The 23,921-nt window shown below is 69.7% G+C and carries 20 protein-coding genes; 5 read left to right on the top strand and 15 right to left on the bottom strand.

Annotated elements, in window-relative coordinates; genetic code table 11:
* Window positions 1-129: 129 nt before the first annotated feature.
* A complete protein-coding gene (locus ACFE6Z_RS03265) occupies window positions 130-2,283 on the top strand; it encodes a CHAT domain-containing protein (RefSeq protein ID WP_375384240.1) in 2,154 nt (717 codons plus the stop codon).
* A gap of 25 nt (window positions 2,284-2,308) precedes the next feature.
* Entirely contained in the window at window positions 2,309-3,676 is a 1,368-nt protein-coding gene (locus tag ACFE6Z_RS03260) for a hypothetical protein (RefSeq protein ID WP_375384239.1), read from the top strand.
* A 3-nt stretch (window positions 3,677-3,679) separates the two neighbouring features.
* Here the strand turns inward: ACFE6Z_RS03260 and era are convergent, their stop codons facing one another.
* From era to lepA, 12 genes are all read right to left on the bottom strand, one after another.
* A complete protein-coding gene (gene era / locus ACFE6Z_RS03255; RefSeq protein ID WP_375384238.1) occupies window positions 3,680-4,609 on the bottom strand; it encodes a GTPase Era in 930 nt (309 codons plus the stop codon).
* The gene (locus ACFE6Z_RS03250) at window positions 4,602-5,909 is read right to left on the bottom strand and encodes a hemolysin family protein (protein ID WP_375384237.1); all 1,308 of its coding nucleotides are present in this window, start codon (window positions 5,907-5,909) and stop codon (window positions 4,602-4,604) included. The genes era and ACFE6Z_RS03250 overlap by 8 nt, the downstream gene beginning before the upstream one ends.
* Entirely contained in the window at window positions 5,906-6,376 is a 471-nt protein-coding gene (ybeY, locus tag ACFE6Z_RS03245; RefSeq protein WP_375384236.1) for an rRNA maturation RNase YbeY, read from the bottom strand. Before ybeY ends, ACFE6Z_RS03250 begins: the two co-directional genes overlap by 4 nt.
* Entirely contained in the window at window positions 6,373-7,401 is a 1,029-nt protein-coding gene (locus tag ACFE6Z_RS03240; protein WP_375384646.1) for a PhoH family protein, read from the bottom strand. The genes ybeY and ACFE6Z_RS03240 overlap by 4 nt, the downstream gene beginning before the upstream one ends.
* 61 nt (window positions 7,402-7,462) lie before the next feature.
* On the bottom strand, window positions 7,463-7,810 hold the full coding sequence (locus ACFE6Z_RS03235) for an HIT domain-containing protein (RefSeq protein WP_375384235.1): 348 nt from the start codon (window positions 7,808-7,810) through the stop codon (window positions 7,463-7,465).
* Between the two features lie 22 nt (window positions 7,811-7,832).
* Window positions 7,833-8,582, bottom strand: a complete 750-nt coding sequence (locus ACFE6Z_RS03230) for a 16S rRNA (uracil(1498)-N(3))-methyltransferase (protein ID WP_375384234.1) — start codon at window positions 8,580-8,582, stop codon at window positions 7,833-7,835.
* A gap of 3 nt (window positions 8,583-8,585) precedes the next feature.
* Window positions 8,586-9,701, bottom strand: coding sequence for a molecular chaperone DnaJ (gene dnaJ / locus ACFE6Z_RS03225; protein WP_375384233.1), 1,116 nt, complete (start codon window positions 9,699-9,701; stop codon window positions 8,586-8,588).
* 53 nt (window positions 9,702-9,754) lie between these two features.
* Window positions 9,755-10,789 carry a heat-inducible transcriptional repressor HrcA gene (gene hrcA / locus ACFE6Z_RS03220; protein ID WP_375384232.1) on the bottom strand — a complete coding sequence of 345 codons (1,035 nt, stop codon included), beginning with the start codon at window positions 10,787-10,789 and terminating at the stop codon, window positions 9,755-9,757.
* 83 nt (window positions 10,790-10,872) lie between these two features.
* The gene (gene hemW / locus ACFE6Z_RS03215) at window positions 10,873-12,090 is read right to left on the bottom strand and encodes a radical SAM family heme chaperone HemW (RefSeq protein ID WP_375384231.1); all 1,218 of its coding nucleotides are present in this window, start codon (window positions 12,088-12,090) and stop codon (window positions 10,873-10,875) included.
* Window positions 12,090-12,740: a DUF1990 family protein gene (locus ACFE6Z_RS03210; RefSeq protein ID WP_375384230.1), complete on the bottom strand. Its 651-nt coding sequence runs from the start codon at window positions 12,738-12,740 to the stop codon at window positions 12,090-12,092. The genes hemW and ACFE6Z_RS03210 overlap by 1 nt, the downstream gene beginning before the upstream one ends.
* A 117-nt stretch (window positions 12,741-12,857) precedes the next feature.
* Window positions 12,858-13,625, bottom strand: a complete 768-nt coding sequence (locus ACFE6Z_RS03205) for a DUF222 domain-containing protein (protein WP_375384645.1) — start codon at window positions 13,623-13,625, stop codon at window positions 12,858-12,860.
* A 79-nt stretch (window positions 13,626-13,704) separates the two neighbouring features.
* Window positions 13,705-15,558, bottom strand: a complete 1,854-nt coding sequence (gene lepA / locus ACFE6Z_RS03200; RefSeq protein ID WP_375384229.1) for a translation elongation factor 4 — start codon at window positions 15,556-15,558, stop codon at window positions 13,705-13,707.
* A gap of 243 nt (window positions 15,559-15,801) precedes the next feature.
* Here lepA and ACFE6Z_RS03195 point away from each other — a divergent pair, with 243 nt between their 5' ends.
* From ACFE6Z_RS03195 to rpsT, 3 genes are all read left to right on the top strand, one after another.
* Window positions 15,802-18,558 (top strand): ExeM/NucH family extracellular endonuclease, encoded by a 2,757-nt coding sequence (locus ACFE6Z_RS03195; protein WP_375384644.1) that lies wholly within the window; start codon window positions 15,802-15,804, stop codon window positions 18,556-18,558.
* A 66-nt stretch (window positions 18,559-18,624) separates the two neighbouring features.
* The gene (locus ACFE6Z_RS03190) at window positions 18,625-19,362 is read left to right on the top strand and encodes an alpha/beta fold hydrolase (protein ID WP_375384228.1); all 738 of its coding nucleotides are present in this window, start codon (window positions 18,625-18,627) and stop codon (window positions 19,360-19,362) included.
* Window positions 19,363-19,476: 114 nt separating this feature from the next.
* Window positions 19,477-19,737, top strand: a complete 261-nt coding sequence (rpsT, locus tag ACFE6Z_RS03185; protein WP_375384227.1) for a 30S ribosomal protein S20 — start codon at window positions 19,477-19,479, stop codon at window positions 19,735-19,737.
* Between the two features lie 88 nt (window positions 19,738-19,825).
* Here the strand turns inward: rpsT and holA are convergent, their stop codons facing one another.
* From holA to ACFE6Z_RS03170, 3 genes are read right to left on the bottom strand one after another with little or no spacing between them, the layout of a single operon-like run.
* On the bottom strand, window positions 19,826-20,863 hold the full coding sequence (gene holA / locus ACFE6Z_RS03180; RefSeq protein ID WP_375384226.1) for a DNA polymerase III subunit delta: 1,038 nt from the start codon (window positions 20,861-20,863) through the stop codon (window positions 19,826-19,828).
* Entirely contained in the window at window positions 20,815-23,283 is a 2,469-nt protein-coding gene (locus ACFE6Z_RS03175; protein WP_375384225.1) for a ComEC/Rec2 family competence protein, read from the bottom strand. Before ACFE6Z_RS03175 ends, holA begins: the two co-directional genes overlap by 49 nt.
* Window positions 23,280-23,912, bottom strand: coding sequence for a ComEA family DNA-binding protein (locus tag ACFE6Z_RS03170; protein ID WP_375384224.1), 633 nt, complete (start codon window positions 23,910-23,912; stop codon window positions 23,280-23,282). Before ACFE6Z_RS03170 ends, ACFE6Z_RS03175 begins: the two co-directional genes overlap by 4 nt.
* Window positions 23,913-23,921 lie beyond the last annotated feature (9 nt).

The following is a 23,921-nucleotide window of genomic DNA, read 5'->3' as shown; positions in this document are numbered from 1 at the left end:
TGCGGGTGAGCATCCGAAAATCGCGCGTCCGAAACCTCTGCCATGTATCTGGCCCCGCCGCAGCGCGCTCACTACTGTGTGGACAGCGGGCGCGATCGGGCGCCCGGCCACTCGTGAGCGGAGCACCGCATGGGATCGACGCAGGCGCGTGCTGTCGAAGTCGTCGTACTGGCCCGGCTGTTCGCCGATCCACGCGGGCGTGCGTACGTCGCCGAGATCCTGCCGCCGTCGGCCGTCGACCTCTTCGACGCGGCCACCGCCGACCCGCAGTGGGCGACTGCGACCGATCTGACGGAGCGTGCGCTGATCGTGGCACGGGCCCTCCGGAGCAACGCCGCGCTCGAGAGGCGGTATCAGGCCGACGTCGACGCCGGGCACTTGGGATTCGGCGCGGGCGAAGACAGCGATACGGATGCTGCCGTGCAGGCCGTGCAGCGCGCGCTCGAGCCGCAGGCGGATGCGGAGCTGCCCAGCGATGGACTGCTCGGCGGAGATGACGCGGCTGACTCGGTCGGCGACGCGTGGGTTCCCGAGGCGTCTCCACCACCACCACCTTCACCACCGCCTCCTGCTCCCGCCGCGCCAGCTCCCGCGCCCGCCCCGGCGCCGCCTTCGGTCGAGCGCCGGTTGCCGTCCGGGCTCACGACCGCTGTCCCGCGGGTAGACATTGCTCCGCCACCCCCGGTCGGAGCCGACGACGTCGAACTCGCCGAGGCGGCCGTGTCGACCTGGCTCAATGCTGAGCTCGACCAGCCCGATACCGCGCTGGCGCCCGCGACCACCCGCACGCTCGCCGTCTTCTTCGGCGCCCAGAGCACGAAGGCCGCCGCCGCCGAGCCTGCGACCATCACCTTCGCCGCAGGGCAGTCGACGCTCGATGTCAGCGTGCAGCTGGTGAGCGACGACTTTACCGTGCCGCCGTTCCCGCAGCAGCTGCGCGTCACGCGCGCCGGCGCGTCGATCAACCGCGCGCTCTTCGACATCACCCCACTGCACGGGGGCAGCTCGACCCTCAGCGTGCTCGTGACCGTCAGCGGCAACTTCCTGCAGCGACTGGAGGTCACCTTCGACGTCGGATCGACCGATGCCCCCGCCGTGACCAATTTCGGCCGACCGGTCGGGGCTGCGAGCGTGCTCGAGGAGCGGAGGGCTGCCCTGCAGTTCATGCCCGCCGTGGGCGGGTATCAGCTCATCGCACAGCAGGTCTCGCCCGATCCGATCCCGATCCGGATCACGCCCGACGAACTCGGAGCGCGCATCGCCGCCGTCCGTGACGTGCTCCTGGACACCGTGAAGAAGAGGCAGATCGCTCTGGAGATGACGATCTCGCCCGACGACGGCGCGACCTTCCTCCAGGCACTCGCCTTCGCCGGCTTCCGGCTGTTCCAATCGATCTTCGCCGGGCCCGAGGCATCCGATGATCTGAAGAAGGTCGGCGTGTGGCTGCGCGAAAGCCTCGCGGGCGACGTGACGACCCTCCAGGTCGTCTCGAGCGGCTTCCCGGTGCCATGGCCGCTGATGTACCTCACCGATCGCTTCGACCCCGCCACGCTGTCGTGGGACGACTTCATCGGGATGCGGCACGTCGTCGAGCAGATCCCGATGGCCGAGATCCGCGCGGTTCCTCCTGCGACGTCGATCGAGTCCACACCCGACATGTCGGTGCGAGTGCTCTACAACGACAGCATCGACGACACCATGCCCTCCAAGCCGGTCGCGGCGCAGCGCGTCTACTGGGAGGCTCGTGGCGTCGCCCTCACCGAGGGGACGGCCGTCGACGACCTGGTCAAGACGGCGCTCGCGACGAGCGCGACCGATAAGGTGCTCTACCTGTACTGCCACGCGGAGGCGGCAGCGGATTCGGATGCCTCGACTCTGATCTTCACCGGATCGCAGAGCGTCACGCTGGGGCAGCTGCAGGTCTTCGCGCCGCTGGAGGACGCGTTGCCGAGTCATCCCCTCGTCTTCATCAACGCGTGCGAGTCGGGAACCCTCACACCGGACTTCTACGACGGCTTCGTGCCCTACTTCCTGGCGAAGGGAGCCCGCGGGGTGATCGGCACCGAGTGCAAGACCCCCGGCCTGTTCGCGAGCGAATGGGGAAAGGCGTTCTTCGACGAGTTCTTCGCCGGGAAGCCGCTCGGGCAGGTGGTACTCGACCTGCGTCGACGGTTCTTGAAGGACTTCAACAACCCGCTGGGGCTGCTCTACGGCGTCCACTGCGACACCGACACCGTCGTGACTCCTGCGCTGACCGCGACGCACGCACCCGCACCCGCCTGATCCCGACTCATCCGCTGGAGGAACAATGTCGCTGCGCCGTATTCCCGGGACCGATCAGTCCTATCACCTGATCTCGTACGACACGCACGGCGACGAGGTGAAGGACGCCGACGGCACGATAGCGAGCGACGCCGCCATCACGGCGCTGACAGACACCGCCGCCGACATCACCGACGTCTTCATCCTCAGCCACGGGTGGCAGGGCGATTACGACGACGCCATCCGGCAGTACGACAAGTGGGTCGGCGCAGCGAATCCGGACGCGGTGGGCGACGGCATCCGTCCCTTCGTGATCGGCGTGCACTGGCCGAGCAAGGCATGGAGCGACCGCGAGCTCGAGAGCACCCCGAGCGGGCTGCTCGGAGATGACCCCGCACCCGTGGCGAACGGGATGCCGGTCGCCGAGGCCGTCGACGAGTACGCCGCCGTGCTGGGCGACGGTGCAGACGTGCGCGCCGCTCTCACCGCGGTGCTGCAGCACGCCGCCGACACCGATCCGCAAGAGGTGATCGACAAGGGCGACGCGTTGCCCTCAGAGGTCGTCGATGCGTACCGGACGCTCGCCGCGCACGTGGGCGCAGGCGGATCGGACGACTCGCTGCTCGGCAGCGGCTGGACGGCGGATGACGCCTTCGAAGCGGTCAAGGCCGACCGCGACGGCGATGACGGACTGCTGGGCGCAGGCGGGTTCTTCCGGAAGCTCCGGGATGCTGTGCTCATCCCGCTTCGTCAACTCGCGTTCTGGCACGGCAAGAACCAGGCCCGCGAGTTCGGCGAGCGGGGCGGTGCACAGCTTCTCCGTGCGATGATCGCGGCGACGTCGCCCGCCGTGCGCATCCACCTGATGGGTCACAGCTTCGGGACGATCGTCGTCTCGAGCGCCGTGCGCGGGCCGGGTGACGCGCCGACTGCACCCCCGCGTCCGGTGACCTCGCTGTTCCTCGTGCAGGGCGCCGTCTCGCTGTGGGCCTTCTCCGAGCACGTGCCCGATGGCGTCGGCGGAGGGCGCGGCTACCTCGCCGACGTCCTGCGGCACGAGTTCGTCTCGGGCACGATCGTGGCGACCACCTCGAAGTGGGACTACGCCGTCGGCCGGTTCTATCCGCTGGCGGTCGGCATCGCCGGGCAGTACCTGCTCGGAGGCGACCTGCCGAAGTACGGCGGAATCGGAACTTTCGGCGTCCAGGGGGCGGGTGCCGTGGCACTGCCCGACCTCGTGCCCGGTTCGCAGTCAGCCGACATCGCGTTCGCACCGGGCACCGTCTACAACATCGATGCCAGCCAGGTGATCAGCACGCTCGAGGGCGCGTCCGGCGCGCACAACGACCTCGCCCACCCTGAGCTGTCGTGGCTGGGCTGGCGTGCGGCCCTTGCCGGCGCGGCACCGCGCTGACCGTCAGAACCCGAGGCGCCCCAGCTGCTTCGGGTCGCGCTGCCATTCCTTCGCCACCCGCACGTGCAGTGACAAGAACACGCGCGAGCCGACGAGCGGCTCGATCCCGGCGCGGGCGCGCCGACCCACGTCCGCCAGGCGTGAGCCCTTGTGGCCGATGATGATGGCCTTCTGGCTGTCGCGCTCGACCACGATGTTCGCGTAGATGTCGGTGAGATCCGAGTCCGGTCGCGGCGCCATGTCTTCGATCGTGACGGCGATCGAGTGCGGCAGCTCGTCGCGCACGCCCTCCAGCGCCGCCTCGCGGATGATCTCGGCGACGCGATCCTCGATCGACTCGTCGGTGACGACACCCGCGTCGTACAGCGCGGGGCCGAGCGGCATGAGCGAGAGCACCTCGTCGGTGAGCACGTCCAGCTGATCCTCGGTCAGGGCCGACAGGGGGATGACGGCCGCCCAGTCGTCGCGGAGCGCATCGACCTCCAGCAGCCTTTGCGTGACCTGGTCGCGGGCCGCGGCATCCGTCTTGGTGACGATCGCGACCTTCTTCGCACGCGGGTATCCGCTGAGCGATTCCGCGATGCGCCGATCGCCTGGCCCGACCTTCTCGGTGGCGGGCACGCAGAATCCGATGACGTCGACGTCGCCGAGCACCTGCTCGACGAGGTTGTTGAGGCGCTCGCCGAGAAGCGTGCGCGGCTTGTGGATGCCCGGGGTGTCGACGATCACGAGCTGGCCGCCCGGACGGTTGACGATGCCGCGGATCGCCCGTCGCGTCGTCTGGGGCTTGTCGCTCGTGATCGCGACCTTCTCGCCCACCAGAGCGTTCGTGAGGGTCGACTTGCCGACGTTGGGGCGCCCGACGAACGTGACGAAACCTGACCGCCCTGACCCTGACCGCCCTGCGACGTCATCGTGCTCGGCATCAGCCACGGCGATCACCCTTCTTCGGTTCGAACGCGTCCTCGGCGGCCTCGAGCGACTCGGCCCGTTCCACGAAGACGGTCGCGATGCCGCGCCCCCGTCCGCGCGACGCGCCGCCGGTCATCGTGAGACCACCGTACTCGGCGGTCGAGCCCGGAAGAGGGAAGCGCCCGAGCGCCTTGCCGAGGAGGCCCCCGATCGAGTCGACGTCCTCGTCGTCCAGCTCGATGCCGAACAGGTCGCCGACCTCGTCGAGGGCGAGCCGCGCGCTCACCCGGTAGCGACCGGGGGCGAGTTCGACGACCTCGTCGGCGCGCGGGTCGTATTCGTCGGCGATCTCGCCGACGAGCTCCTCGATGAGGTCCTCCAGGGTCACCAGGCCCGAGATTCCGCCGTACTCGTCGACCACGAGGCACACGTGCACGGCGTCGCGCTTCATCTGCTGCAGCAGGGTCTCGGCCTTCATCGACTCCGGCACGAAGATCGCGGGCCGCGCGATGCGGGTGATCGGGGCGTCCCGCCACCCGGTCTCGTCGCGGAACCCGAACTGCACGAGGTCTTTGAGGTACAGCATCCCCACGACGTCGTCCGCGTCGTCGTCGACGATCGGGATGCGCGATACGCCCTTCTCGAGGAAGATCTCCATGGCCGCGCGGGTGGATGCGGTAGCCGCCACCGTGACCATGTCGGTGCGCGGCACCATCACGGCGCGGACGAACGTGTCGGTGAAGTCGAACACCGAATGGATCAGCTCGCGGTCGTCTTCCTCGATGAGGTCGTGCGACGCCGCCTCGTCGACCATGCTCAGCAGCTGCTCCTCGGAGGCGAAAGACGTTCCGCGTGCGACGCCCGGTGTGACGCGCCGGCCGAGCGCGACGAGCCCGTGAGCGATCGGGCCGAGCAGGATGCGCACGCCGCGGACCACTGGGGCGGCGCCACGCAGCAGGCCCTTCGCGTGCTGCCTGCCGACCGTGCGCGGGCTCGCGCCTACGACCACGAACGAGATGCCGGTCATCAGCACTGCGGCGGCGAGCATCGCCCACCAGATGTTCGAGAAGATGATCGTGAACGCGACGGTCACGAGCACCGCCGCCGCGGTCTCGGCGAGGATGCGGATGAAGACGACCGAGTTCTCGTGCGCTTCGGGGTCGTCGGCGATCTTGCTCAGCGAGCGTGCGTTGCGTCCGGTGGCGCCCAGTTCCACCAGGTCTGCGCGCGAGGTGACGCTGAGCGCAGCATCCACTGCCGCCATGAGTCCGCCGAACGCGACCAGCAGCACTGCGGCCACGAGCAGCAGGTACGCGGTCATGCGCGAGGTCGGCGACGTTCGGAGTGCTGGAACCCGACGATCAGGTCTTTCTGCAGTCCGAACATCTCGCGCTCCTCCTCGGGCTCGGCGTGATCGAAGCCGAGGAGGTGCAGCAGGCCGTGGGTCGTGAGCATCACGAGTTCGTCCATCGTGGAGTGCTTCGCCGCGACCGCCTGGGTCTCGGCGACCTGCGGGCACAGGACGATGTCGCCGAGGAGGCCCGCGGGCGTCGGGGTCTCTTCGGTGCCGGGGCGCAGCTCGTCCATCGGGAAGCTGAGCACGTCGGTGGGTCCGGGCTCGTCCATCCACTGCAGGTGCAGCGCCTCCATGGCGCCCTCGTCGACCAGCACGATGGCGACGTCCGCGTCGGGGCTGACGTGCAGCTCACCGAGGTTGTACTCCATCAGGCGCAGCAGCACGGTCTCGTCGATGGCGATGGCGGACTCGTTGTTGATGTCGATCGTCATGAGTGTCCTCGCTTCGGGAGATGGTCGCGCGGTCCGCCGGTGCGCGATGTGCCGCGCCGGTCTGCGCGGCTCGCGAAGTCGGATGCCTCGTCCCGCTCGCGCCGGAGGGCCAGGCGCTGCTCGTCGTACACGGAGTACGCGTCGACGATCCGGCCGACGAGGGTGTGCCGCACGACGTCGTCGCTCGTCAGGTACGCGAAGTGGATGTCGTCGATGTCGGCGAGCACCCGGGTGACCAGGCGAAGGCCCGAGGTGCCCTGTGGCAGGTCGACCTGGGTGATGTCGCCGGTGATCACCATCTGCGTACCGAAACCGAGCCGCGTGAGGAACATCTTCATCTGCTCGGGCGTGGTGTTCTGCGCCTCGTCGAGCACGACGAACGAGTCATTGAGCGTCCGGCCGCGCATATACGCGAGCGGCGCGACCTCGATCGTGCCCGACGCCATGAGCTTGGGAACCAGCTCGGGGTCGATCATCTCGTTCAGGGCGTCGTAGAGCGGGCGGAGGTAGGGGTCGATCTTGTCGGTGAGCGTGCCGGGCAGGAAACCGAGCCGCTCCCCCGCCTCCACGGCGGGGCGCGTCAGGATGATGCGACTCACCTCTTTGCGCTGCAGCGCCTGCACCGCCTTCGCCATCGCGAGGTAGGTCTTTCCGGTGCCTGCCGGCCCGATGCCGAACACGATCGTGTTCTCCCCGATCGCGTCGACATACGCCTTCTGCCCGAGGGTCTTCGGGCGGATGACCTTGCCGCGCGACGTGAGGATCGCCTCACCCAGCACTTCGGACGGTCGCGGGCCGTTGTCTGCGCGCAGGATGCGGTCGGAGGTCGTCACATCGGACGGCCCGAGGTCATGCCCGGCACGGGTCATCGAGATCAGCTCGTCCACGAGCAGCCGCGCCTTCGCGACGGCCGCCTGCTCGCCGGAGAGAGTGATCTCATTCCCGCGGACATGAACGTCGACGTCGGGATGCTCGCGCTCGACCACGCGCAGGAGCCGGTCCTGCGGGCCCAGGAGCCGGACCATCGCCACCCCGTCCACGTAGATCCGGTCCAGGGCCGACGAGGGCGATTCCGCATGATCGGGATCAGGCACCGAGCCCCGCTTCCGTCAGTGATCCGGCGAGGACATGTGCGTGGACGTGGAAGACCGTCTGCCCCGCACCCGGTCCGGTGTTGAAGACGAGACGGAAGTCGCCGTCAGCATGCTCGGCCGCGAGCGTATTGGCCAGCCCGACGATCTCGGCGAGCAGCTCAGGATCGCCGGCCGCGAGCTCGACCACGTCGCGATACTGCGCGGACTTCGGGATCACGAGTAGATGCAGCGGAGCACGCGGCGCGATGTCGCGGATCGCGAAGACATTCTCGGTCTCTGCGATGATCTCCGACGGGATCTCGCCCTCGAGGATGCGGGTGAAGATCGACGGTTCGCTCATGCACCCAGTCTACCGGGGGCGCTCACCAGCGGCCGAGGGCCGCGTTGAGCACGGCGACGGCCGCAGGCCCCGCCGTCGAGGTGCGCAGGACCGTATCCCCCAGCCGCACCGCCTCCGCGCCGGCTGCGGCGAGCGTCGCGAGCTCGTCCGGAGCGATGCCGCCCTCCGGACCGACGATCAGCACGAGCTCGGCCGCGTCGCCCGGGCGGACCGCGGTGAGCCGGATCGACGCCGTCGGCTCGAGGACGAGGGCACGGGATGCGGCGACCCGGCGCGCCAGCTCGGCGGTGGTGTGCACGGGGGCGACGTCGGGAACCCAAGCGCGGTGGGCCTGCTTCACGGCCTCGCGGACGATCGTCCGCCACCGCGTGCGGCCCTTGGCGGCCTTGGCCGCGTCCCACCGCGACACACTCCGGTTCGCCTGCCACGGCACGATCTCATCGACGCCGAGTTCGGTGGCCGCCTGGATCGCCAGCTCGTCGCGGTCGCCCTTGGCGAGGGCCTGCACGAGCACGATACGGGGAGCCGGAGCGGCGACATCCGTCCGCGCCGTCACCCGGACGACGACCTCTCGCGGGGAGACCGACTCGCAGGTGCCCTCGAGCCATGCGCCGCGTCCATCGCCCACCGTGACCTCTTCGCCGAAGCGGAGCCGGCGCACCGTCGCGGCGTGGTGGGCCTCGGCGCCCGCGAGGACGACGGTGTCGCCAGGTCGGGCCTCCGTCGGGTCGGCGGAGCCGTCGACCTCACCGAGGAGGAAGTGCAGAGGCATCCCTCACGCGTTCCGGAAGCGGTCGCGCAGTTTGGAGAAGAGGCCCTGGTGGAATTCGGCCAGATGCGGCGCCGGGGCCTTGGTCTTCTTCGCGAATTCTTCGATGAGCGCCCGCTCCTTGGCATCGAGCTTGGTGGGGGTCACGACGTGCACACCGACCCGGAGATCGCCGCGCTGGGTGCCGCGCAGGGGCGTGACCCCCCGCCCCTTGATGGTCAGCACGTCTCCGGCCTGCACTCCGGCGCGCACCTCGAGCTCGACGGCGCCGTCCAGCGATTCGATCGTGGCCGTCGTGCCCAGGATCGCATCGGGCATCGACACCTCGAGGGTGGCGACGAGGTCGTCTCCGTCGCGGCTGAACACCTCGTGCGGGGTGACCGTGACCTCGATGTACAGGTCGCCGTTCGGGCCGCCGGCGGGGCCGACCTCTCCCGAGCCGGGCAGCTGCAGGCGAAGGCCTGTCTCGACGCCGGCGGGGATGTCGATGGACACCGTGCGGCGCGCGCGCACCCGGCCCTGGCCCTGGCACGTGGCGCACGGGTACGGGATCGTGGTGCCGTGGCCCTGGCACGATCCGCAGGGCTGGCTGGTGACGACGTTGCCGAGCAGGCTCCGCACGGTGCGCTGCACGTGACCGCTGCCGTGGCAGATGTCACACGTGACTTCGGAAGTCCCGGGCTGGCAGCACGAGCCCTGGCACGTCTCGCACAGCACCGCTGTGTCGACGTCGAGGTCGCGATGCGCGCCGAACACGACGTCCCCCAGGTCGAGCGTCACTCGGACGAGGGCGTCCTGCCCGCGCTCGCGCCGCGACCGCGGGCGTCCGCCGCGTTGGCCGCCGGTCGCCCCGAAGAACGTCTCGAAGATGTCGCCGAATCCGCCGAATCCCCCCTGCGCACCGCCGAACGCAGAGTCGCTGCCGCCCATGTCGTACCGGCGCCGCTGCTCGGGGTCGCTCAGCACGTCGTACGCGTGCGTCACGAGCTTGAAGCGCTCCGACGCGTCCTCTCCGGGGTTGACGTCGGGGTGGAGCTCTCGCGCGAGACGGCGGTACGCCTTCTTGATCTCATCGAGTGTCGCCTCGCGCGACACTCCCAGCACCTCGTAGTGGTCAGCCACGGATCGCCTTCCTGCCCGCGCGACAGCGCGGGGATCGTTCGGTCACGGATGCCTCAGCGGGCGTTCTCGTCGTCGTCGAGCATCCGGCTCAGATAGCGCGCGACGGCACGGACCGACGCGAGATTGGAGGGGTAGTCCATCCGGGTGGGCCCCAGCACGCCGACGCGGGCGCTTCCACCGGTGGCGTCGTAGTCACTGGTGACCACGGATGCCTCGGACAGACCGAACTGCTCGTTTTCACGGCCGATACTTGCGGCGAGTCCGTGCTCGTCGGCCACCATCTCGCCCATCAGCCTGAGCAGGGTCACCTGCTCCTCGATCGCCTCCAAGAGCGGGTAGATGCTGCCGCGGAAGTCGGACTCCCGCCGGGCGAGGTTCGCCGCGCCGGCCAGCAGTAGGCGATCCTGGCGGAACTCGTCGAGCTCTTCGGCGAGCACCCGGGCGATCGCGCGGGCCGGGGCATCCCCCGACGTCGCCTCGTCCTCGGCGAGGAGCGCGCCCACCCGCTGGGCTCCCTCGCGCACCGACCGGCGCACGACGAGATCGCCGAACAGCGCACGCAGCCGGATGACGGCGTCATCGTCGATTTCGTCGTGGACGAGCGCGAGGCGCTGCGACACGCGGCCGGTGTCGGTGACAACAACCACCAGCAGCCGCCCGCCGCCGAGGGCCACGAGTTCGACGTGCGACACGCTCGCCTGCTCGAACGACGGATACTGGACGATCGCGACCTGTCCGGTCACCTGCGTGAGCGCGCGCACCGTGCGCATGAGGACGTCGTCGAGGTCGGTCGGCCCTTCGAGAAACGACGAGATCGCCGCGCGCTGAGCGGGCGTCAGGGGGCGCAGCTCGGCGAGGTGGTCGACGAAGACGCGGTAGCCCTTGTCGGTGGGGACGCGGCCCGACGACGTGTGCGGCGCGGTGATCAGCTCTTCGTCCTCGAGCAGCGCCATGTCGTTGCGGATCGTCGCGGCCGATACGCCGAACGCGTGGCGCTCGACGATCGTGCGGCTGCCGACGGGCTCGTGCGTGTCGACGTAGTCCTGCACGATGGCGCGCAGCACCTGGAGACCGCGTTCGGTGACCATGTCCCGCCTCCTCCCGCGCTTGGCACTCCCACTCCCGGAGTGCCAATTCTATCCGATCGCGATGGACGGCGCCCGAAGGCCGGTCAGGATGTCAGTGCCCGGACGACCGCATCGGCGAGGAGTCGACCGCGCAGGGTCAGCACGATGCGTCCGTGCACCGCCGCGCCACCGTCGATGAGGCCGTCGGCGATCAGTGCGGCCACCGCGTGACGACTTTCGGTGCGCAGCTCCGCCACCGGCATCCCCTCGCGGATGCGGGTGCGCAGAAGCACTTCCTCGAGCTCGCGGGACGCAGCATCCGGGCGTTCCCGGCCCGCTGCGGGCGACTCCCCCGCGGCCAGGCGCTGGGCGTACGCGGCGGGGTGCTTGACGTTCCAGAAGCGCACCCCGCCGATGTGGCTGTGGGCGCCGGGGCCGAAACCCCACCAGTCCGTTCCTCGCCAGTAGGCCAGGTTGTGGCGCGAACGATGGGCGCTCCCCCGCGACCAGTTCGACACCTCGTACCAGTCGTATGCGGCGGTGGACAGTCTCTGGTCGGCCAGCTCGTACATATCGGCCTGGAGGTCGTCGTCGGGCGCGGGCACCTCGCCGCGGCGGATCTGGCGGGCGAGCTTCGTGCCGTCCTCGATGATGAGGGCGTACGCCGAGACGTGGTCGGGCTCCAGGCCGACCACGGTGTCGAGCGACCGCCGCCAGTCGTCGAGCGACTCACCGGGCGCGCCGTAGATGAGGTCGAGGCTGACATCCAGCCCTGCCGCCCGCGCCGCCCCGACCGCCGTGGCCACATTGGCAGGCTCGTGCGTGCGGTCCAGGGCGGCCAGCACGTGCGGGACGGCGGACTGCATGCCGATCGACAGCCGAGTGACGCCGGCTGCCGCCAGTTCGGCGGCGACAGCATCCGTCACCGTGTCGGGATTCGCCTCGACGGTGATCTCGGCGCCATCGGCGAAGCCGAACGCGTCTCGCGCACCGTCCAGCATGCGGACCAGGTCGCCGGCCGGCAGCAGTGTGGGCGTCCCGCCCCCGAAGAAGACGGTGGATGCCGGCCGCACAGGCCCTGCGGAGGTCAGGACGCCGCGCGCAAGTGACACTTCGCGGAGCAGCGTGTCGGCGTACTCCTCCTGCTTCGCGCCGCGGAGCTCTGTGGCGGTGTAGGTGTTGAAGTCGCAGTAGCCGCACCGCACCCGGCAGAACGGGACGTGGAGATACACGCCGAAGTCGGCGAAAGGATCCGTGCGCACGTCGTGCGGAAGCATCCCATCCGCTGGCGCAGGTTCGCCCAGCGGGAGCGCGGAGCCCATCAGCCGGACGTCGTGTACAGCGGCGAGATCGCCCGGAGGTAGCGCGTGAACAGGGCTTTCCGCCGCCGCCTGGTCAGCGCGGGGAACATCCGGTAGAGGGTCGCGTCCGGCGCATCGAAGGCCCGCACCGTGAACCACACCTCGTCGTTGGCGAGCCAGTCGAGCATGAACGACTCCTCGCCGCTGACGACCGAGTCGCCCACCGTCCCGAGCGCGAAGCCGATCCGGCGCGCTTCCTCGACTGCGAAGATGACGCGCAACTCGGCGTCGGCGCGCATGCCGTCGACGCGGCCGTGCAGGCGCACCGTCGTCCCCCCGCTGACATACGGAGTGCCGTCCGAATCGAACCGCTGGTCGGCTTCGAGGCGGCTCGGCGCGACCGGGTTGCCCTGGTCGTCGAAGCTGACGCCGGAGTACATCGGTCCTGACGCTGGGCGCACGTCGGTCAGGTGCAGTCCGCCCGAGCGCTGCGCGCTCCAGGAGAGCAGCGCATCGCCGGCGGTCGAGAAACGCGTCTCGCCGCTGCCGATCCGCCACGATTCCTCCGCAGGGATGCTGCGCTCCGGCGGGTACTGCATCAGGTCGGCCGCCTGCGTCGCCCCGACGGCGGCGTAGTCGACAGTCCCATCTCGGAAAGTACCCCGGCGCATAAGACGAGCCTATCCAGACGGCATCCCGACAAGCTGAGAGTCGAGCATCGCGGCTGTCTGCCCGGCGCGATCAGCGCCACGCAAGGCTGATCGGGTCAGAAGGGCGGCGGATCGCCGTCACGGATCCGGAAGACGGGAACCGTGCGCTCGGGTTCGACCCGATATCGTCGCCCGGTCGGCGACGTCCACAGGACGGCACCCCCTGGGCGGCTCATAGCGGTCGCGGCCGACGGACAGGACCATTCCGGTCTCCGGGTGCGTGAGCACGCGCATCCAGTCCTTCGCTCCGCCGCAGAGTTCTCGTGCGCGATCGAAAGGTACCGGCCCGATACCTTCGACCGTCGCGATGGCCGGATCTTGTGCCACCTCACCGCTCAGCAACGCGAGTGCGGGCACCGTGACCACGACGGTGGCCCTGATCCCCCTGGTTTCGGCGGGAAATACGTCAGTGTGTCCATCGATGAGCAGGTCACCGATGATGTCGGCCCGGAGCTGGTCGAGCGTGCGATCCTCGCCCGCAGCCTTCATCATCGCTTTGGCCATTGCGGTGGCACGGGCGAATGCGGCGCGCGCCTCGACGGTCGGCAGGAAAACCCCGAGGAACGACATCCCATGATCCCGCTTCTCGATTGCCACATGACGGTCAGCGAGCGCGCGTTCATGCCGCTCCGTCAGCGTCGTCGCCCGCACTGTGTCGACCAGGGCGTTCAGCTTGCGGCGGAAGGTTCCGACGGCGTGAGTCTCAGCCAGTTCCACGGCCGGCGGCAGGAGCTGCATGTGGAACTCGTGTTCGACGCCGTCCAGCGCTTCCACCAGAACCGACGCGTGGCGCGGCGTGATCCGAGCCCCGGCGAGTGAATCGAACGCCGCCGGGTAGCGATTGATCAGGGCGTCGGCCTGCGCGATCAGTGACCCCGCCGCCGCTCGTGCTGTCTCGCCTAAGACGAGCCAATCCTGTGGACCGCTACTTGGCGTCCTTCTTCTCGGTATCGCCGGAGAGCGCCGCGATGAATGCCTCCTGCGGAACCTCGACGCGTCCCACCATCTTCATACGCTTTTTGCCCTCTTTCTGCTTCTCGAGGAGCTTGCGCTTGCGGGTGATGTCTCCGCCGTAGCACTTGGCCAGTACGTCCTTGCGCATCGCGCGGATCGACTCGCGCGCGATGATGCGCGCGCCGATCGCGGCCTGGATCGGCACCTCGAACTGCTGGCGCGGAATGAGCTTCTTCAGGCGCTCGGTCATGAGCACTCCGTACGCATACGCCTTGTCGCGATGCACGATCGCGCTGAACGCATCGACCGGCTCGCCCTGCAGCAGGATGTCGACCTTCACCAGGTCGGCCTCCTGGTCTCCGCTGGGTTCGTAGTCGAGCGAGGCGTAGCCCGCGGTCTTGGATTTGAGGTGATCGAAGAAGTCGAAGACGATCTCGCCCAGCGGCATGCTGTAACGGATCTCGACACGGTCCTCGCCGAGGTACTCCATGCCGAGGAGATTTCCGCGGCGCGACTGGCAGAGCTCCATGATCGTGCCGACGTAGTCCTTGGGCGCGAGGATGGCGGCCTTCACCATCGGCTCGGTGACGCTGGCGATCTTGGTGCCCGACGGGAACTCGCTCGGGTTGGTGACCGTGTAGGTCTTCCGGTCGTCGGTGGTCACCTCGTACGTCACGGAGGGCGCGGTGGAGATCAGATCGAGTCCGAATTCGCGCTCGAGCCGCTCGGTGATGATCTCGAGGTGCAGGAGGCCGAGGAACCCGCAGCGGAACCCGAAGCCGAGCGCGACCGAGGTCTCGGGCTCGTAGTTGAGCGAGGCGTCCGACAGCTTCAGCTTGTCGAGCGCTTCGCGAAGGAGTGGGTAGTCGCTGCCGTCGATCGGATACAGCCCCGAGAACACCATGGGCTTCGGGTCGGTATAGCCGGGGAGCGGCACTGTGGAGGGTTTGGTGGCGGTCGTGACCGTGTCGCCGACCTTCGACTGGCGCACATCCTTCACGCCGGTGATCAGGTAGCCGACCTCGCCGACGCCCAGCCCCTTCGTGGGGCTCGGCTCGGGCGAGGACACCCCGATCTCGAGGAGCTCGTGGATGGCGCGGGTCGACATCATCTGGATGCGCTCGCGCGGGTTCAGCGAACCGTCGATCATGCGCACGTACGTGATGACACCTCGGTACGAGTCGTACACCGAGTCGAAGATCATCGCCCGGGAGGGAGCATCCGGATCGCCCTTCGGGGCGGGGATCTGCGCGACGACCTGGTCGAGCAGCTCCTCGACACCCATCCCGGTCTTGCCGCTGACGCGGAGGACGTCTTCGGGCTTGCCCCCGATGAGGCTTGCGAGTTCGCGGGCGTACTTGTCGGGGTCGGCCGCCGGCAGGTCGATCTTGTTGAGGACGGGGATGATCTGCAGATCGTTCTCGAGCGCGAGATAGAGGTTCGCGAGCGTCTGGGCCTCGATGCCCTGTGCGGCGTCGACCAGCAGGAGGGCGCCTTCGCACGCGGCGAGCGATCTGCTGACCTCGTAGGTGAAGTCGACGTGACCCGGCGTGTCGATCATGTTCAGCGCGTAGGTCTGCCCGTCGGCAGACCAGGGCATCCGCACCGCCTGGCTCTTGATCGTGATGCCGCGCTCGCGCTCGATGTCCATCCGGTCGAGGTATTGGGCGCGCATGTCGCGATCCGACACGACCCCCGTGATCTGCAGCATGCGGTCGGCCAGCGTCGACTTGCCGTGGTCGATGTGGGCGATGATGCAGAAGTTTCGAAGCAGGTCGGGCGGCGTGGCGGCGGGCTCGAGGGGCTTCAGGGCGCGGGGTGACATGTCCTGTCGATTCTACGGGCAGGGCCGTGGCGGTGAACGTTCGCGAACGTTCACGCGTCGTTCGCCGAGCGGTCTTGCCGGGGGGCGCGCGACTGTGCAGGGTTGAAAGCGGGGAGCCGACTGGGGCCGAAGACGCATGCACATCACCGACAACGCCCGTACGAAACAGGAAGAGCCTCCGTCGTGAACCCACCAACCCCCCGCAGCGTCGATCACCCGAGGGTGGGACGCCCTGCCGTCGCCATGCTCGTGATCGCGGCTCTCGCCGCATTCGGGGCCACCGCGCCGTCGGCCGCACAGGCCGCTGTATCGCCGACGGCTACCGTCGTCATCACCGAGGTCTACGGCGGCGGAGGCAACTCGGGCGGAGTCTTCAACCGCGACTTCATCGAGCTGCGCAACGTCGGCACGGTCGGTGAAGACCTCGGAGCGTGGAGCGTGCAATACGCCTCCGCCACGGGAAGCAGCTGGCAGGTGACACCGCTCTCCGGCGTGACCCTCGCCGCCGGAAAGTCGCTCCTCATCGGCGAGGCGCCGGGAGCAGGCACGGCGCTCCCGGCCTTCACCGCCGACGTCGAGGGCACGATCCCCCTGAGCGGCAGCGGCGGAAAGGTCGCGCTGGTCCGCACTCAGACGCCATTGACGGGCAGCACGGGCATCGCGGCTCTGGACCAGACGATCGACTATGTCGGCTGGGGTGCCGCAACCGACTTCGCGGGCACTTCCGCCGCACCGGCGACGACAAACGCGACCTCGGTCTCGCGGAGCGCCGCTGCCGCCAACACCGCAGACAACGCCGCCGACTTCACGGTGGGCGCGCCGACGCCCACCGGCTCCGGTGCCGGCGTTCCCGACCCGGATCCCGACCCCGAGCCGCAGGAGTCCGTCGCGATCGCGGAGATCCAGGGCACGGGCGTCGCCTCTCCCTATGCCGGCACGGTCGTGACGACGACCGGTGTCGTCACCGCGTACTACCCGACCGGCGGATTCAACGGCTACGTCATCCAGACCGCGGGGACGGGGGGTGCGCTCGACCTCTCCGCGCACACGGCGTCGGATGCGATCTTCGTCTACGCACCTGCGGCCGTGGGTGAAGTGGCGCTGGGTCAGACGGTCGAGGTGACCGGGTCGGTGAGCGAGTTCAACGGGCTCACCGAGATCACCGTCGGCGCCGGGGCCGCGAAGGTGCTCGCCGACGCGGCGGCTCCCCTTCCGGCTACCGTGACCTGGCCGTCGACGGACGCTCAGCGCGAGAGCCTCGAGTCGATGCTGATCGCTCCGCAGGGCACGTACACGGTGAGCAACACCTACTCCACCAACCAGTACGGCGAGGTGGGTCTCGCCTCGGGCGACCAGCCACTGCGCCAGCCCACGGATGCTGCGCGCCCGGGTACCGCGGAGGCCGCGGCGATCACCGCCGACAACGCCGCTCGCGCCGTCGTGCTCGACGACGGCGCGTCGACCAACTTCCTCTCCGCAGCCAACAGCTCGCTCACCCCGCCGTACGTCTCGCTCGCCGAGCCGATCGTCGTGGGCGCGACGGCGACGTTCGCCGATCCGCTGATCGTGGATCGGCGCAACAACGTGTGGAAGCTCAACCCCACCCAGCCGATCATCGGCGACGGCAGCGGGGTCGACGAGGTGCAGTTCTCCAATCCCCGCACGGCCGCCCCGGACGCGGTCGGCGGTGCGGTGCAGGTCGCATCGTTCAACGTGCTGAACTACTTCACGACGCTCGGGACGGCGACCCCGACGTGCGTGTCGTATCCCGACCGCACCGGCAACGGAAACTCGGTGCGCGAGGGCTGCAGCCAGCGCGGGGCGTGGGATTCCGATGACCTCGCCCGCCAGCAGGCGAAGATCGTGAGTGCGATCAACACCCTGGATGCCGATGTCGTCGGACTCATGGAGATCGAGAACTCGGCGGCGCTCGGTGAGGCTACCGACGAGGCGACCGCGACGCTCGTGGCGGCCCTGAACGCCGCCGCAGGCTCGGCGCGCTGGGCGTATGTGCCGTCCTCGACCGAACTCCCGGCTGCCACCGAGCAGGACGTCATCCACAACGCGATCATCTACCAGCCCGCCGCGGTCACTCCCGTCGGCGCATCCCGAGCGCTCGGCACGCAGTCCGCCGATGATCAGGCTTTCGGCAATGCCCGCGAGCCGATCGCCCAGGTGTTCCGCCCCGCGGCGGGGGGCGAGCGATTCCTGTTCTCGGTGAACCATTTCAAGTCGAAGGGTTCTGCCGGTCCGTGGCCGGGCGATGCCGACACCGGCGACGGGCAGGGTGCCTCGAACGAGTCGCGGGTGCGCCAGGCGGCCGCGCTCCGGGACTGGATCGCCAGCATCCAGGGTGACGTGAAATCCGTCTACCTCGCCGGCGACTTCAACTCGTACGGCCGGGAAGACCCGCTGCAGGTCCTCTTCGACGCCGGGTACGTCGACGCCGAACAGTCGCTGGGTATCCAGACCTCGTCGTACTCGTTCTCCGGACTCTCGGGATCGCTCGATCACATCCTGATGAACGCGGCAGCCCGCGACCGGGCAACGGGCGGCGACATCTGGAACATCAACTCCGGAGAATCGGTCGCGCTGGAATACGACCGCTACAACGTGCACGGGACGCTGTTCTACGCGCCCGACCCCTACCGCTCCTCGGATCACGATCCGGTTCTGGTGGGGATCACGGCGGGAACGGACGAGCGCACGATCACGCGGACGTCTCTCCTCGCGCTGCCCCCGGTGCAGATCAACCGGGTGCTGCCCGCGACCCTCCTGGCGGTGGTCTCAGGCACGGCCGGAGCATCCGGCACCGTGGAGTTCCGTGAAGGAGGCGCCGTCGTGGGGACGGCGACGCTCACGCAGGGCATCGCCCTGCTGCACCTGCCGTCCACGCTCGCGCGCGGCACGCACCGCTACACGGCGGTGTTCGTACCGGCCGACCCCGAGAAGGTGCTCGGCTCCACGAGCCGGGAAGCCTCGGTGCGCGTGCTGTTCTGAACCGATCGGACAAGGACGGGATGCCGCATGGCGCGTCCCCGCAGCATCCCGTTCTAGTCTGAGAGGGTGACGGTCCAAGTCGTGCTCGTGCACGGCATCCGCACGTCCGCCACGATGTGGCGCGCGCAGGTGCAGCACCTGACGGAGCGCGGGAACCCCGCGACCGCAGTCGATCTTCCCGGTCACGGCACGCGGATGGCCGAGGAGTTCACCCTCGCCGGTGCGTTCGCCACGATCGACGGCGCGGTGCGCGCCGCGGCGGAGCGCGGACCTGTGCTGCTCGTCGGGCATTCCATGGGCGGGCTGGTCTCGATCGCGTACACAGGGCAGGAGGATCCGCCGCCGATCGCGGGCTTCATCGCCGCGTCGTGCACCGCGATCCCCCGCGGAGCGAGCCTCGCGACCTACCGACTGCTGGCCCGCAGCGTCGATGCGCTCCCTGGACGCGGCATGTGGCTGGCCGACCGCATGCTCGACCGGACGCTGCCGCCCGAGACCCGCGAGGACTTCGGCGCGGGCGGCTACGCGTTCGATACGCAGGACGTGGCGCTGCGGAGCCTTTCGGTGCTCGACCTGCTCGCCGCGCTCCAGCGCATCGACGTGCCGCTGTGGTTCATCAATGGGCAGTACGACCAGCTGCGCGTGAACGAGCGCCTCTTCACCCGCCTCGCCCCGGACGCCGAGCTCATTATCGTCCCGCGCACCACCCACCTAGTCACCGCGATGCGACCGCGCGTGTTCAACGCGCTCCTGGACCTCGCGATCGCCACCATTGCCGCCGGAGTCTCAGGAGCCGACGGATAGCTGGTAGACTCGGTGATTGGCTTGCGTGTGGGTTGCCCCCGCACGACCGCTGAGCGACAGCCCTCTTCTGCCGCCGGCATCCCATCGATCACTCCAAACGAAAGACGTCGACACGTGGCGAACATCAAGTCGCAGATCAAGCGCAACAAGACCAACATCAAGGCGACCGAACGTAACAAGGCCGTCAAGAGCGAGCTGCGCACCGAGGTGCGTCGCACCCGCGAGGCCGTCGCGGCCGGCGACAAGGCTGCCGCCGAGAAGGCTCTGGTGAAGGCGAACAAGAAGCTCGACAAGGCCGCGAGCAAGGGCGTCATCCACGCCAACCAGGCCGCGAACCGCAAGTCCGCCATTGCGAAGCAGGTTGCAGCGCTCTGAAGCAGGTTGCAGCGCTCTGAAGCAGGTTGCAGCGCTCTGACGCTGAATGGTTTCGTCGAATGCCCGTCCCTCAGGGGGCGGGCATTCGTCATTCCCCGTAGGGGGCGCGCGTCGCGATCACGGTCACGAGGCGCTCGAGTGCGAACACCGGATCACGCGACGCGCCTTTGACTTCGGCGTCCGCGCGCGCGGCGGCCTGGATGGCCATGCCCAGGGTCGCATCGGTCCATACCGCCAGGTCACGACGCGCGCGATCGACCTGCCAGTCCTTCATGCCGAGCCGCGCGGCGAGCGAGGACGACGACTCGCGGATGCCGGCAACCCGGGCCATCGTCCGCAGCTTCATCGCGATGGCGGCCACCAGCGGCACCGGATCGGATCCTGACGCCAGGGCCTGCCGCAGGGAGATGAGCGATTCGCCGTAGCGCCCCGCGATGGCGGTATCTGCCACCGTGAACGCGGACGTCTCCACGCGGCCGCCGTAGTAGCGCTCGACGACCTGCTCGGTGATGTCGCCGGACACGTCGGCGATCAGCTGCTGGCACGCCGCGGCGAGCTCGGTGAGATCGTCCGCGAACGCCGACACGAGGGTGCGCAACGCCATGGGGGCGATCCGCCGCCGGGCGGCGGAGAACTCGCCCGCCGCGAAATCGACCCGGTCGGAGTCGCGCTTGACCGCTGCGCACGGAATCTCGATGCCGCCTCCTTCGCCCCCTCGGATGGCATCCAGCAGCTTCTTGCCGCGGACCGTGGCGCCCGTGTGCCGCAGCACGACGGTTGCCCCGTCCTGTGGATTCGCCAGGTACGAGACGGCCTCGGCGAGGAATGCGTCCGAGCACTTCTCGACACCCGTCACGCGGACCAGGCGCGGCTCGCCGAACAGCGAGGGCGAGGTGACCGCGAGCAGGGCGCCGGGGCTGTACTCGTCGGCGCGAAGGTCTGAGACCTCGAGGCTCGCGTCTTCGGCTCGCAGGTAGTCGCGGAGGGCGGCCGTCGCGCGCTCGGCGCACACATCCTCCGGCCCGGAGATCAGCACGATTGGTGCGGGCTGCGGATCGCGCCACGACACCTGCGGGATCACCGTGCGTGTCTTGCTCGCGGGAGCACGTCGCGCGGTCGTCGCCATTCCCCCAGCCTACTGAGCGGCGGGGACACGGCATCGGCAGCCGGCGGCGCTCGCTCACGCCATAGCTCGATGCCGGCATCGGTCCGCCACGCGGCGACGATCCCGCTCAGATCCGTGCGGGCGATCGCGCACCCGAGAGCCTCGAGCATGGCGATCGCCTCGTCACGGGGGTGACCGTAGTCGTTGCCGAGACCGACACTGATGATCGCGACCGCGGGGTGAAGCGCCTCGTACAAGCCTGGGTCCTGGTCGGCGCTGCCGTGATGGGCGACCTTGACGACGTCGTAGCGGGTCAGCAACACGTCCGACGCGGCCAGTGCGCTCTGGGATGACGCCGACAGATCGCCGAGGAAGACGGCGGTGGGCATGCCGATGCCCCGCACCTCCAGCACGACGCTGGCGTCGTTGCCCGAGGGGAATGCGCGGCTCGCCGCGCGGGGCCAGAGCACCCGCCACTGGGCGCCGCCGATCGTTCCGTGCAGGCCCGCGACACCGGCGATCGGCTGGGCGCCTCCCGCGGCCAGATCATTGATGATCGACCGATCGCCCGGCGAAGCCGGCGGCCCGTGGATCACCACCCCGAGCATCCCCCGCACCGCGGTCACTCCACCGACGTGGTCCTTGTCGTAGTGGGTCAGCACGAGCAGGTCGAGCCGACCGATGCCGAGCCGCGAGAGGCACTGGGCGAGCGGCTCGGGGGCAGGCCCGGTGTCGATCAGGGCGTAGCTTCCGCCGGAGCGGAGGAGCACAGCATCCCCCTGTCCGATGTCGCACGCGAGGATCGACCACTCCTGCGGCACTGTCCAGCGCCCGGCCACCGAGGTGAGCGCCGTCGTGCCCGCACTCACTCCGACGACCGCAGCGATCACAGCGACGGAGACGGCGTGGAGCGGTCGTGCGCGACCTCGCAGGGCCGCTCGCCCGATCACGATCAGTCCGATCGCGACCCCGAGTGCGCCGAGCGCCGCAACGCCCGCCCAGCCTTCCAGCCAGGGCACCTGCCCACCGGGAAGCGCCGTCATCGTCGATGCCGTCGCCGAGATCCAGGATGCGGGGAGCCATGCGATCGCCGCGAGCCCCGACTGCACGACCGGAACGGCGACGAAGAGGCATGCGGCCAGGCCCACGATGGTGGCGACGGGGGCGGCGGGCGCAGCCAGGAGATTCGCCACCACGCCGTACAGCGGCACGCGGGGCGTGATCAGCACAAGGAGCGGGCCGCACGCGAGCTGAGCCGCGAGCGGCACCGCCAGGGCGAGCGCGAGTGCGCGCGGCAGGCCGCGCGACAGGCCCAGTGCGAGCGGCCGGGCGAACAGCAGCAGCGACGCGGTGGCGACCGTCGACAGGGCGAAGCCGAGCGAGCCCGCGAGCCATGGATCGCCGACCAGCAGTATCGTCACCGCCAGGGTGAGGATCGACATGCCCGCTCCGGGTCTGCCGAGCTGCACGCCCAGCATCGCGATGGCCGCCATCGCCGCGGCCCGCACGACGCTGGGCTCGGGGGTGACGAGCACCACGAAGCCTGCGAGGGCCGCGAGGCCCGCAGCGACGCGCAGGCTGCGCCGGAGGCCCGCCGCGGCCGCACCGGCGAAGGCGAGCCCGACGACGATCGCGCAGTTCGCTCCGGAGACCGCCGTCAGGTGCGAGAGGCTCGACGCCTTCATCTCGCTGTCGAGCGTCGGGTCGACCGCCGACGTGTCGCCGACGGCGAGGCCCGGCACGAGGCCCGCGCCAGGCTCGGGCAGACCATCAACGGCACGCACGAGACCGCGCCGCAGATCGGATGCTGCGGCCAGCACCCCTTCCGCCCGCTCGTCCACCTCCACCCCGCGTCCGGCCGACACTCCCAGCACGTCGCGCTGCCCGGGGCGGGTTTCCCACGCCGTCCCCCGAACGCTCACGGTCGCTCCCACGTCCAGCGCGCCCGGTTGATCGACGAGGGCGGGCGCGACGCGAACGGTCACCGCGACGTCGACCGGGTGCGACGTCAGACCCGTCTCGATCCGGGAGGCGATCGCATCGAAGGTGAGCTCGCCCGCACGGTTCTCCACCTTGCCGACCACCGTCGCGTGCACGGTGATCGCCCGTCCGCCGGTCAGCCCCATCTCCTGCACCGCCACGCGCTCGGGGTGGGCAAGGGCTACCTGCGAGGCGACCGCAGCCCCCGCGGCCACCGCGACGATCGCGATGACCAACGCGAGCGTCCAGGTTCGCGACCGTGGCTCGCGCCGCCGACGCGCCTGCACAGTCAGTGCCACGAGAAGCGCGAGCGAAATCGTCCATCCGCCCACCGCGGTGGCGGTCGCGCTCTGCGGGACGATAGTGGTCACTCCGCCCACGATCCACGCCACCCCCGCCACGGGCACCAGCCGCAGCGGGCGGAGCCATCGGGGGGCGGCCGGTCCGCGATCCGAGGTCATATCGTCACGAGATCGCGCAGCGACTCGAGCATCTTGTCGCCGATGCCGGGAACTGCCAGCAGATCTTCCACGCTGGTGAATCGCCCGTTCGCCTCGCGCCACTGGATGATCCGCTCGGCCATCGCCGGGCCGATCCGCGGCAGCGTGTCGAGCTGCGAGGCATCCGCGGTGTTCAGGTTCACGCGGCTGTCCGCCGCCACGGCCGCTCCCCCACCGCCGGCCGGCCCCGAGCCGCCCGCTCCAGAGCCAGCCGCCGGCGCCTCGCCCACGGACGCCACATACAACTGTTCGCCGTCGCTCAGCGGCCGGGCGAGGTTGACTCCGTTCGCATCGGCGCCATCGGCGAACCCACCCGCGGCGGCGATGGCGTCGACCACGCGTGCCGCGCCGGCCAGCACATACAGCCCCGGTGAGACGACCGCCCCCGAGACATGGACGTAGAGGGTGGGCTGAGACGGTGCCGGCTCTCCTGAGCCGGAGACGCTGACAGACTCCACCGGCGCGGTCGCCCCCCGCAGGATGCCGATGCCGACCGTGACGGCGAGGGCGAGCAGGACCACGACCACAGCGGCGCCGAGCCCCAGGCGGCTGCGCCGCGACGCGGGTTCCGGGTCATCGGCCGCTGCCACCCGACCACG

Origin of the sequence: uncultured Microbacterium sp., assembly GCF_964244775.1 — a bacterium.
GTDB lineage: Bacteria > Actinomycetota > Actinomycetes > Actinomycetales > Microbacteriaceae > Microbacterium.
The sequence above is the reverse complement of the archived record's forward strand: the minus strand, read 5'-3'. Positions and strand labels throughout refer to the sequence as shown.